General features: G+C 35.5%; 10 protein-coding genes. 1 reads left to right on the top strand and 9 read right to left on the bottom strand.

All coding sequences use genetic code 11. From position 1 onward, the window contains the following. Positions 1-272: 272 nt before the first annotated feature. On the bottom strand, positions 273-2,264 hold the full coding sequence (locus ACH2CJ_RS12500; protein ID WP_394993146.1) for a M1 family metallopeptidase: 1,992 nt from the start codon (positions 2,262-2,264) through the stop codon (positions 273-275). Between the two features lie 404 nt (positions 2,265-2,668). Here ACH2CJ_RS12500 and ACH2CJ_RS12495 point away from each other — a divergent pair, with 404 nt between their 5' ends. Further along, entirely contained in the window at positions 2,669-4,144 is a 1,476-nt protein-coding gene (locus ACH2CJ_RS12495; RefSeq protein ID WP_394993145.1) for a hypothetical protein, read from the top strand. 213 nt (positions 4,145-4,357) lie between these two features. On the opposite strand, the gene ACH2CJ_RS12490 is transcribed toward ACH2CJ_RS12495, so the two are convergent. The 8 genes from ACH2CJ_RS12490 to ACH2CJ_RS12455 form a co-directional block, all read right to left on the bottom strand. Then, positions 4,358-5,569 (bottom strand): WG repeat-containing protein, encoded by a 1,212-nt coding sequence (locus tag ACH2CJ_RS12490; RefSeq protein WP_394993144.1) that lies wholly within the window; start codon positions 5,567-5,569, stop codon positions 4,358-4,360. Positions 5,570-5,722: 153 nt separating this feature from the next. Then, positions 5,723-6,964 carry an ABC transporter permease gene (locus ACH2CJ_RS12485; RefSeq protein WP_394993143.1) on the bottom strand — a complete coding sequence of 414 codons (1,242 nt, stop codon included), beginning with the start codon at positions 6,962-6,964 and terminating at the stop codon, positions 5,723-5,725. A gap of 56 nt (positions 6,965-7,020) precedes the next feature. Beyond that, positions 7,021-8,133, bottom strand: a complete 1,113-nt coding sequence (locus tag ACH2CJ_RS12480; protein ID WP_394993142.1) for a Gfo/Idh/MocA family protein — start codon at positions 8,131-8,133, stop codon at positions 7,021-7,023. After that, positions 8,133-9,113 (bottom strand): NAD(P)-dependent alcohol dehydrogenase, encoded by a 981-nt coding sequence (locus ACH2CJ_RS12475; protein ID WP_394993141.1) that lies wholly within the window; start codon positions 9,111-9,113, stop codon positions 8,133-8,135. The genes ACH2CJ_RS12480 and ACH2CJ_RS12475 overlap by 1 nt, the downstream gene beginning before the upstream one ends. A gap of 322 nt (positions 9,114-9,435) precedes the next feature. Then, complete coding sequence (locus tag ACH2CJ_RS12470) at positions 9,436-9,792, bottom strand: SRPBCC domain-containing protein (RefSeq protein WP_394993140.1); 357 nt, start codon at positions 9,790-9,792, stop codon at positions 9,436-9,438. Positions 9,793-9,876: 84 nt separating this feature from the next. Continuing rightward, positions 9,877-10,056: a hypothetical protein gene (locus tag ACH2CJ_RS12465; RefSeq protein ID WP_394993139.1), complete on the bottom strand. Its 180-nt coding sequence runs from the start codon at positions 10,054-10,056 to the stop codon at positions 9,877-9,879. Between the two features lie 4 nt (positions 10,057-10,060). Then, positions 10,061-10,300: a hypothetical protein gene (locus ACH2CJ_RS12460; RefSeq protein WP_394993138.1), complete on the bottom strand. Its 240-nt coding sequence runs from the start codon at positions 10,298-10,300 to the stop codon at positions 10,061-10,063. 335 nt (positions 10,301-10,635) lie between these two features. Beyond that, positions 10,636-11,280, bottom strand: coding sequence for a two-component regulator propeller domain-containing protein (locus ACH2CJ_RS12455; protein WP_394993137.1), 645 nt, complete (start codon positions 11,278-11,280; stop codon positions 10,636-10,638). Positions 11,281-11,478: the final 198 nt, after the last annotated feature.

Genomic DNA, 11,478 nt, shown 5'->3' with positions numbered 1-11,478 from the left:
TTTTCAACCGTAGCGGTGCTATGCTTTCAAAATTCCCTCAATTTTCGCTTGAAAATCTACTATTTTTCAATCATAAAACACTTTCGCAGGAAGTCTATTATCAATAAAACCCTTCACTGCAAAAAAAATATCAAATAAATTAAAATTATAGTTGATTTTTCATCTGAATATTTGATATTACACAACAAAACAACCACTTTGAAATACATCGAAGTGGCTGTTTTTAAACAAATAATCTTCCATTGAAACAAGTCTATTAATTAAGAAAATTCTTAATTCGCTTGCGGATTACCAAATTTAGAAGGTTTCCACACATTATTTTTAGTATTGGTGTCGGGCAATTTATTGTCTGGGTCAATTGTAACCGATTCGATGGCTGAGGTAGAATTATATTTAAAACTCCAAGTGCTACCACGTTGCCAAATTTCGTAAGGTAATGTTACTCGATTTTTAGTGCCGTTTGCTTCTTTGACTTCGAGTGTAACAGGCATTGGCATTTTTTCCATATTTTCGATAGTTATGACCGAGCCTTTGCTGGCATCTTGCTGTACATAATTCACATCTTTTACCCCTTGGTCAATTTTCCAATCGTTCAAATACCAACCTTTCCAATACCAACCTAAATCTTCACCTGCGGCATCTTCCATTGTACGGAAAAAATCAAGCGGTGTTGGGTGCTTAAATGCCCAACGATTGACATATTCTTTGAAAGCATAATCGAAGCGTTTTTCTCCCAAAACTATTTCACGCAACATCGTAAGTCCATAACCAGGTTTCATGTAAGCCGCAATTCCTAAGTTATTACTCTGAATCACATCAGGAATATTAGCAATTGGGTCACGGTCATAATAATATGGAGTCATTTGACGGACATTTTCTGGACTATAATATTCGCCATTATTAAAGTTTTTGGTTGAAAGTGAATTAATAAAAGTATTAAAACCTTCGTCCATCCAAGCATATTTACGCTCGTTGCTCCCAACAATCATCGGAAACCAATTATGCCCAAATTCATGGTCAGTTACGCCCCACAGACTTTCGTTTTTGTCTTTATAATCGCAAAAAACAATGCCTGGATATTCCATTCCTGCTACTACACCACCAACATTGGTTGCCGAAGGATAAGAATATTCATACACATATTTTGAATAAAACTCAATGCAACCTTTTACGTATTCAGATGAGCGTCCCCAGCTATCGTTGGTGGCACTTTCGGCAGGATAAACCGACTGAGCTAAAGAGGTTTTGCCACTTGGCAAATTGATTTTACACGCATCCCAAACAAAAGCTTTTGAGCTTGCCCAAGCTACATCACGTGCTTGTTTACAACGAAATTTCCAAGTGAGCATGCCATCAGTACGTGGACGAGACTTGGCATCATTTACCTCATCTTTTCCTCTAATAATAACTGTTTTGTCACTATTTTTAGCTTCGTTCAAACGTTTGATTTGTTCGCCTGTCAAAACTTCATTAGCATTTATTAATTCGCCCGAACCTGCCACAATATGAGTAGATGGCACAGTAACATTATATTCAAAATCGCCATAGTCTAAATAAAACTCGCCTGCACCCAAATACGGCAAAGTATTCCAGCCTTCTACATCGTCGTAAACAGCCATGCGAGGATACCACTGTGCAATTTCGTAAATGATACCATCTTTGGTTTCTTGTTTGCCCATTCTGTCTGAACCATAGCGTGGAATTTTAAACGAATAAGTGATTTTTATTTTCACTTCTTCGCCCGAAACCATCGGTTCTGACAAGCGAATTTGCATACGGGTATCGTCGGTCAAATGTTCGGCATAAACTGAGCGAGTTGTAGCTTTTTTGCCAGTTTTAATTTCTTTATCGACACTGACAAACTGTACTACATAGCCACCATCAAAACCTGTATTACCAAAACGTCCACCAGAAATTGGTGTAGTTTTGCCCCCTCTCGAATTATCGTTGAATTGGTTTTGGTCTAACTGCAACCACAAAAAAGGAAGTTTGTCGGGGCTATTATTTTTATATGTTATTTCAACGTCTCCAGTGAGCGTGTTTGCTGCTTCATCAAGTTTAATATTGATTTTATAATCAGCTCTATTTTGCCAATACATCGGGCCTGGAGCTCCAGTTCCACTACGAAAGGCAGTGCCTGGCATAAAGTTAAATAAAGGATTGAATGCATCTCGATTGTCGTATTTTGATACGCTCGGTGTTTGAGCTTGAATACTCTGACAGAAAAATAAAGTGCAGACTATCAGTATTTTATGAATTTTCATAAGTTAAAAATGATAAATATGATAAGAATAAAAAAAATATTAATTTTAGATTAGTAAGTTTAGGTATTGCCCTATCTAAACGTCAAAGTAAGTGTTTTCGTTTATATAATGATATGATTTTTAAAAAATGTTATATGAAATTTTATTGTTGAGTGCTTATTCAATATCTGTCTTTTTATCTAAAAAGTGTCTTTTATGATATTAGATGTTCTGTAAATGATGTCATAGAATTACTGTTTTCGACTTTTTGAAAAGTTTAAACAATATTTTTATGAAAATTTAGCTTGCCAAAAGCTATTTTTTTTCTAAATTGGCAAAAATTTTTATTATTTACTATTTCTGTAACTTTATTTCTGAACCTGATTGGAGTATCATTTCAAGCAGAAATCTTAACAATTAACAAAATGAAATCTAAACTAATTTCCGTACTTACTTTGGCAATTTTATTACCCATATTAGGTATTGCCCAACAAGCCCAACAAACAGATTCCCCATGTAACTTATTAACCTATCAAATTTTTAAAGGAGACCCTCACAGGAATCCAATTGTATTAAATAGACTGGGCACAAGTCCACAATTTGGTGAGATTCCTAAACATACAGGAACTTCGGCATATAACCATTTGAAAATAGTTCATAAAAATAATAGACATGGAAGTAAAAAAGAAATTGATGATTTATTGAAAGCATTAGGTTATACTGGGTTCAACGATCCGGCATTCAGTAGTAAAAGCCTAATTCCAGAAATACTTCCGAGAGGAACTATTGGTTGGATGGGTAATTATGGCAAGGGTCATAAATACGCTTGGTCGAGGTTAGGTAATGATTTTCCTACTTTTAAAATTTATGCAAAAGGTGGAGATTGTTTCCTTTATATCATGAAAAAATGTGGTAATGCGTTTTTTATTCCTTCGTATATTGCTGCACCCGTAATACCTTATGTACCACCCGTACCAGTAATGGTTTGTAAAACACAAACTATCAATATTAGCGGTAGTGGTCAAGTACAAAGTGGTGATGTAATGAATACAAGTAAAATGATGGAGATTGTTGCCGTAAATACTTCTTCAAAAGGTACAAAGGGACTTTTACTTGGTTCTTACCCAGTTTCGGTTCGCTCTACTTACGATTTTAGTGTGAAAGGAGAAGCTCAATTCTCTAAAAGCTTTGAAGTTTGTATGGAAGGCAATACAAACCCTGCACTAATGAATTTGGTGTTGCCAATGAACTTGAATTATACAATCACTAAAAACAATGTAAATGTAGGCGATGGAGAGAAAGTATACTTGAATGTTAACGATGCTCAATACAAAGCATTAAGCAAAGCATATCAGTCAGTAAACGTTGCAACAACTGCTTCACCAAATATGGAGGTCGCTGCTAAAAAAGTTATGACGGGTACAGCAACAGAATCAATGGCTACTGCTTTTGGCTCGGGCGAAACACAATGTGCTGACCAGAAAATTAACTTTATGGGTAAGACTCAAATTCAGGATGGTAGCTTAAAAAGCTCAACGCAAGATGTAACAATCATTGGAGTTTATAAAAAAACAGGGAAATTAATCAAAGGAGAAATGCCTGAAAAATATCTTTGTTTAGGCACTTTCCAAGTACCAGTAAAATCAGCTTATGAATTTACAACCTCTGGTGGTAGCGATGTTTCAAAATTATTAAGAGTTTGTACTAAAGATGGTGTTGCTTTGGCTGACCAAAACATCAATGTTCCAGTAAATTTGACGTATAATTTTACAAAACAAGACGTAATGCTTGGGGATTATAATAAATTATATGTTAGTTTGACAGAAAAGCAATACAAGGCTCTGAGTAAATCATATAATCGTTGTTGTACTGAAGGCGGAGAAGGAAAAGCCTGTAAATAATTTAAAAGAATAATAGAAAAGCCACTTCAAATACTTGAAGTGGCTTTTCTAATTATAAATTACTATTAGACTTGTTGCAAAGATTATTCGTTTAAAAATAGCCTTTTTTTACCTGCTTTTCGTTTGTAGTTTAACTACGAAATCAAATTTAGGATTCAATCAAGCAAAAATGATTTGATTTTATAAATCGAAACTCCCATTTCAACAAGTCTATTATTTCGCTGTAAGTGTGCCTTCGCTACTAATAAGATATTCGTTGCTGTTTATCAAAAGTACTACTCTTGCTGGCGAGAATGATTCGTCGAGGGAAATGATTATTTTCTCTTTTCCATCAATGTAACCTGTCTTTTTGTCAATATTAACTAAAATAACATTGTTTTCTGCATCATACTTAAGGTCATTTGGCGAAGTATATACGATGCGTCCTTGTAAGTCAATATAATGAAATTTACCATTGAGTTTTACCGAAGCCATTCCTTGTTCAAAAGTGCTTGCTTTATCGAAAGTTGCAGGAATGAATTCTTCTCCTTTGGTGTTCACAAATCCATATTTACAATTATTTTTAAAAACTGCTATATCATTTTCAAAATCGCCTAATAACTCATACCGAGCTGAAATAATTTCTTGACCTTTATCATTAATTAAACCAAATTTTTCGCCTTGGATAAACACAGCAACCCCATCTTTAAAACTACGAATATTCTGAAAAGTGGGCTGCACAACAAATTTTCCTTTCTTATTAATAATTCCCGAAAGATTGTTGATTTTTACTGCTGCTAAACCCTCATGAAATGAACCTGCCAACTCATATTTCGGTGAAATAACTTCTTGGCCTTTCATATCTATATAACCAAATTTACCTTCTCGCATAAATAGGGCATATTCTTCAGAGAACGGCAATGAAAACTCAAATTTATAATCAATGACTAATTCGCCTTTGGTATTTATATACCCATTCAAACCATCATGCCCAACCAGACCTAAACCATTGCTAAAACCCATTGCAAAATCATGGCGTGGTTGTACTATCATCTTACCTTGTTTATCAACAAAACCAAACTTGCCTTGTAAACTGACCATTGCATAGCCCTCAAAAAATGGTTCGCAACTATCAAAAATCAAAGGGGTAAGTAATGTGCCATCATTACGAATAAAGCTGTATTTATTATTTTTTCGAACAATAGCTAAACCATCTTGAAAGTTAGTTACCATATCGTACTTACAAGGTATTTGTAGAAACCCTTGGCGATCGATAAAACCATAATTACCACCAATATTTACTTTTGCCATGCCATCATAGAAAAAAAGTCCTATACTTTCTCTTTGAGGAGCAATTGGGTGTTCTAATATTTCTTGGGCATAAATTTGAGTACCTAAAAGTATGTTTAGACAACTCAGCAGAATAATAAATGTCTTAGGTTTCATTGCTTAATCATTGGAATATTCATAGAGTCTTCTCCAAACATTATGCCAAATGTAAATTTACAAAACAATTTTAAATCAAAAAGCCCTTTCAAAATAGTCTTGAAAGGGCTTTTGTCATTATAAAATTTGGTATTTTATATTTATTCTCTCATTTTATTCATAACGTAACGATTCAATTGGGTCAAGTTTAGATGCTTTGTAGGCAGGATAAAACCCTGAAAGAATGCCAACAAATACACAGACTACGATTCCCATAAGCATCCAAGCCCATGGAATGATGAAGCTACTTTTATCGCTAATGAGCTTGGCAATAATATTTCCAACGCCAATTCCCATGATAATTCCTGCGATTCCTCCCAAAATACAAATAACAATTGCTTCCATCAAAAACTGCAAACGAATCTTGAATGGTGTAGCACCAATGGCTTTTCTGATGCCAATTTCACGAGTTCGCTCAGTAACCGACACCATCATTATATTCATTAATGCAATAGCTGCTCCTAATAATGTAATGATTCCGATACCAAAACCACCAACTCTTAAATAGCCTGTAACCTCTTCAAAATTCTTGGCAAGTGCATCGGAGCGTTCTACTTCAAATGATTTTGCTTGTCCGATAGGGTCTTTTCTTACACGTCGCATTACAGCTTCTGCTTCGCCAATAATATAATCCATGTCCGAAACATTCGGAACTGAAGTCGTAATATCAAAAGTTAGTTTACGATTTGCTGCGATTTGTCGCCCAGTTTCGAGCGGTACAAGTGCCACACGGTCGTCGCCTCCGCCTGTGATGCTTCCTTTTTTCTCCAAAACTCCAATGACCTTAAATCTGAGTCCAAGCAAGGAAATTTCTTTATCAATCGGATTTTCTTTAGGAAAAAGTGTCGTTGCTAATTCGTTGGCCAAAATCACTACATTATTGGTGAAATTGATGTCATTTTCGGTAATATCACGTCCTGCGATTAGTTTATAACCTTTGATATTGATGTAGTCTTCGTCAATGCCACGTACCATTGTGTTAGGGTTTGTCTTAATTGACTGATATTTCAATTGAGCAATGCCCGTAACACCCGTATAAATACTGATGGTTGCGGGTGTTTTGCCTTGAAAAAGCTCTTTGTAGAGTTTTGCTTCACGGTATTCGATAGGTGGATAATCTTTGTCATTGACACCCGCACTTCTACGGCGGAACATTCGTGGTCCTTTGATATCAAATGAGTTTGCACCAAGTCCTGCAAAACTATTATCAACTGAACTTTGCATTCCGTCAATGGCGGTTAGTATTCCTACCAATGAGGTGATACCGATGGCAATAATAAGTGCAGTAAGCACCGTGCGGAGCATATTCCCTTTGATGGAACGTAGCCCCTCGCTAACGTTTTCTTTGAAATTCATATTTAGTTGATAGTCCAGAGACGATAATCAATAGACATATTATATTTGTGTTATTACTAAATTATTGAAACCTTTTTGCCTGTGTTTGCTGCTTTATAGATTGCTTCTAATACTTTCATATCTTTAAGCCCTTCTTCGCCTGTGATATGACTTGGGAGTTGTTTATTAATCAACAATACCTTTCCAATTTCATCGCATTGAGTGGCCTGTTGGTTGATATCAGGGAAATTTAACTCGCTTTTGCTTGTTCTTCCTTTGAAAGGCCCATAACTCACGGCAGGGTTGAGTTCAAAAAAGCCATCGTCGGCAGTAGCAAAAAATCTATCAATGCCACAATTATAGGCACTTGTAGAGGTACAAACTGCCCCACTCGGAAAAACTAATTGCCAAGTAATCGACTCTTCGACTTCTGAAAACAAACTTTTGTTGGTAACTGGCATAAACTGGGCTGTTACCGAAATAGGTTCTTCACCCAATACATAACGGCTTGCTTGAACGCAATATACACCAAGATTCATTAGCGAGCCACCGCCCGATAAGGCTTTTACATAATGCCAGTCTTTAGGGTTTTCTGCTCCTAATTTATAACCTAACGAAACCTCGATTAACCGTACTTGTCCGAAAACCTTCTCTTGTCCGAGCCTTTTTAGTTCAATATGATAAGGCTCAAAATGTAAGCGATAGCCCATTGCCAACTGTACACCAGCTTTTTTACACGCATCAATCATTTCTTGGCAATCTTTGGCAGTAACTGCCATCGGTTTTTCGACAATTACGTGTTTGTTTGCCTTTGCCGCACGAATTACATACTCTTTGTGCAAGGCATTTGGCAAAACAACATAAACCAAATCAATATCTTTATTGTTGACGATTTCGTCAAAATTCTGATAATTATAAATATTTTTTTCTGGAATATTATATTGTTTTTGCCATTTTTCAGCCTTAGCAGGCGTGCCTGTTACGATGCCTGCCAATTTACAATATTTTGATTCTTGCAAGCCTTCTGCCAAATATCCAGCATAACGACCTAAACCACAAAGGGCAATATTTAGCTTTCTTCCTTCATAAACATTAGTATTTGTAAATGAAGGTATTGTTGCAGCAAGAGCAGATGCCCCAACAGCTACACCTACTTTTTCTAGAAATGTTCGACGTGATAAGTTTTTCATCAGTAAGATTTATGATGATGTGCTAAACTAATGACTACATTACCTGTTTTCTGACCAGTTTCAACGTATTTTGTTGCCTCTACAATTTCTTCTAAAGGGTAAACTCTATCTATTACTGCTTTAAAATGTCCTTTTTCAACCAAATCTTTAAAATAAAGTACTATCTCCTTTGTATCTTTGGGTATAGGGAATGTTACTTTTTTGCCACCAACGAGCGGAGTTATCAAAGCTAAAAAGATATTTTGTGATAAATAGCCCAATTCAGTTGAAAAGTAAATGCCTTTGGGTTTTAGCAATTTTTTACATTTAAAGAAAGAACTTTTTCCCACAGCATCAAAAACAAAATCATACAATTCATTTCTTTTGGTAAAATCTTCCTTTGTATAATCAATCACTTCATTCGCTCCCAACGATTTTACCAATTCTATATTCTTGGTATTGCAAACTGCCGTAATTTCTGCTCCAAAATACTTGGCAAGTTGCACAGCCGCCGAACCAATGGCACCAGTTGCACCGTTGATAAGGATTTTGTCACCTTTTTTGAGATTTACTTTTCTGAAATTAGTCAAAGCATACCAAGCACCTTCGCAAGTTGCGGCAGCTTCTTGGTAAGAAATATTAGCTGGTTTGATGGCAATCGACTTATTTTCGGGAATACAAACATATTCGGCATGCGTTCCAAAATGGAAAGTGCTTAAACCGAACACTTGGTCACTAGGTTTGAAGGTTGTAACTTTACTTCCGATGGCTTCAATTTCACCGGCCAGTTCAGTACCTAATATTGTTTTTCTGGGTTTAAATAGTCCACCGATTAATCTAATAACAAGATATTCAGGTTTTCTAAAACCGCAGTCTGTACGGTTTACAGTAGTTGCATGTATCTTTATAAGCACTTCGTTGTCTTTGGGAGTAGGTTTTTCAACTTCCATTACTTGAAGCACTTCGGGTGGGCCATATATCGTGTTTACACTTGCTTTCATCACACTATTTTACAAAATTTTGTGTTTGTTTTTTTACCCCACAAAATTGAGTAAGAGTTTCGATAAGCACAAACATCTGAAAGTCTTGAATAGCCGTTTATCATTTTTTTAGGCAATGTGGCATTATTAACGAATAAATATTGCTGAGGAAGGAGAGATTTTGTTAAACAAATGGATGTAAAGAGATTCGGATAGGGCTCGAGATTATTATAACAGTTATCTTTTTCTTTAAACTGATTTGTAAAATGTAAATGCTTCTTCGGCATTTCCGGTGAAGTGAATCTAAGGATTGATAAGTGCCATAATTTTTATGCTATTCTATTTAGTTTTCAGCATCCCGGTTGTCATTGTAATTGTAAATTTTGTTTCTACTGATGTTGCGAAAGAGTTGCCAATAATTTTCTAAGTTATCAATTGCCATAGTAAAACCTTCTTTAAAGCCCATTTTAATCATCTTTTCCAAACGGGCGAGTGATTCATTTTTAATTATAATACTCACTTTTGTGATGCCGTTTTGTTCGCTGAAATTGTATTCCCAATCAGAACCTGGCAATTCAGGATTTTCATCTTTGTCTGCAAAAGCATTATACATTTTAAAATTGGTTTTTGGAGTAATGGAAGTATATTCTTGAATTGCCCATCGCTCTTGTCCTTCGGGGGAAGTGCTATTTTCTTTCAAACCAGTTTTCGATTTTTAAGTTTTTGATGTATCTGAAATCTTTCACATTGTCTGTTACTAAAGTCAGTTCATTTGCAAGTGCTGTTACTCCGCTTCTTGAGATTTTTTCGGATTGTCGCTATTTTCAGCCCCACATCTCAATTCAAAAATTGTTTGTTCAGAAATAAAGCAGTTTTCAATTCCTTTTTCTCTGAATATTTCATCAAGGTTGAGTTTTCCACGTAGAAAAAATGCACAAATATTCGTGTCAAGTAAATATTGCAAATCATTAGAACTTTAAATCTTTGACTCTAAATTTCCTACTTTCTTTGATTTCTTTAGCTATTTCTTCAGCCAATTTTTTAGATGCAAAAGCTCCAAATGATTTAAAGAATTCTTTTTCTTTAGATTTAGTGTCCTTTCTTATAGATTTGGCAAGTTTCTCAATTAATTCAAGTTTACTAACTGAGCTTAAACTTTCAAAAATTCCTGAATATGTTTCAACTATATGTTTTTCTGCATGTGTCATCTTGTAATATTTTTATTACAAATTTATAAAATTGTTTTTCAGTTCCTAATGTGTCTTGTCATGAAATAGGTTTATACAAATTTATGTAAACAAATGGCAAGAATCAAGACAAACAAGGGGTCGGGCTATAACAGACACAGGTTACATTTTGATTCATATTTAGCTCAATGTTGCTTGTTTTGCCCGAACTAGTGCTGCACAGAGTTACAAATGATGCGAACTGCTGCCGATGCTAACTACGTCCAGCCACACTAACAGCAAACCTCGTGTTAGCGGTTTGTTGCTTTTGTTCACTTTTTTGTTGTTGCAAATTTTGTTTGTTAGTCCGTTACTGGCTAGTGTTTATATTCCGAATAAGTCATAAATGTTTTTCCATCGTAAAGGTAGAGACCTGTTTCTCTCGTACCCACCCAAAGATTTCCAGTTTTGTCTTCCAAAATTGACCAAATACTGATATTGAGTAGTCCATCTTTTGTTGTAAAACGAGTGAAAGATTTACCATCGTAACGGCTAAGTCCAGCACTAGCATCACCACCAAACCAAAGGTTTCCCTTTTTGTCTTCTATAATTCGGGTAACTCCGCCTGATAAGCCATCGTTTTTTGTAAAACTTGTAAATGATTTGCCATCATACCGGTAGGCCCCACCCCAATTGCTGAACCAAATATCCCCGTTTTTGTCTTGCAATTGAGGCCAGGCCCAATTATGACCGGTTCGAATCGAATCGGAATGAAACGTACTTAGTTCTTTTAGTTTAATGTTGATTACAGATTTACCATCATAACGATACACACCTTCGTTACCCCGCCCACCAAACCAAATGTTACCTGCTTTATCTTCTAAAATATGTTCCGCGTTATTGTTAGTGCTCGCATAGCCACCTGCGGCCTCAGTAACTATAAACGGAGTAAATGATTTGCCATCGTAGATATAAACACCATCTATTGTTGCGAACCATAGTTTTCCACTTTTTGCTTGCATGATACTGAATACCCAATGCGAGTTGCGATATAAGTCATTCTTGTTGGGAGGCTGGTTTTTTGGTAAAGGAATCTGGATTTTAGCAAATGTTTTACCATCTGTCTTGTCCTAAAATAAGTTTACAATTATAGTTGAAAATCCTGATATAGGTTTACAGTTGATTTATTATAATAATTTTTCCAGTATCTTTTCAATTTT

It is taken from the genome of Emticicia sp. (genome assembly GCF_043780375.1).
In the GTDB taxonomy this organism is placed as follows: domain Bacteria; phylum Bacteroidota; class Bacteroidia; order Cytophagales; family Spirosomataceae; genus Emticicia.
The sequence above is the reverse complement of the archived record's forward strand: the minus strand, read 5'-3'. Positions and strand labels throughout refer to the sequence as shown.

Excerpts from the sequence above, each read along its gene's own strand:
- ACH2CJ_RS12500 (WP_394993146.1), bottom strand. The coding sequence starts at position 2,264 with ATGAAAATTCATAAAATACTGATAGTCTGCACTTTATTTTTCTGTCAG.
- ACH2CJ_RS12495 (WP_394993145.1), top strand. The coding sequence starts at position 2,669 with ATGAAATCTAAACTAATTTCCGTACTTACTTTGGCAATTTTATTACCC.
- ACH2CJ_RS12490 (WP_394993144.1), bottom strand. The coding sequence starts at position 5,569 with ATGAAACCTAAGACATTTATTATTCTGCTGAGTTGTCTAAACATACTT.
- ACH2CJ_RS12485 (WP_394993143.1), bottom strand. The coding sequence starts at position 6,964 with ATGAATTTCAAAGAAAACGTTAGCGAGGGGCTACGTTCCATCAAAGGG.
- ACH2CJ_RS12480 (WP_394993142.1), bottom strand. The coding sequence starts at position 8,133 with ATGAAAAACTTATCACGTCGAACATTTCTAGAAAAAGTAGGTGTAGCT.
- ACH2CJ_RS12475 (WP_394993141.1), bottom strand. The coding sequence starts at position 9,113 with ATGAAAGCAAGTGTAAACACGATATATGGCCCACCCGAAGTGCTTCAA.
- ACH2CJ_RS12460 (WP_394993138.1), bottom strand. The coding sequence starts at position 10,300 with ATGACACATGCAGAAAAACATATAGTTGAAACATATTCAGGAATTTTT.
- ACH2CJ_RS12455 (WP_394993137.1), bottom strand. The coding sequence starts at position 11,280 with ATGCAAGCAAAAAGTGGAAAACTATGGTTCGCAACAATAGATGGTGTT.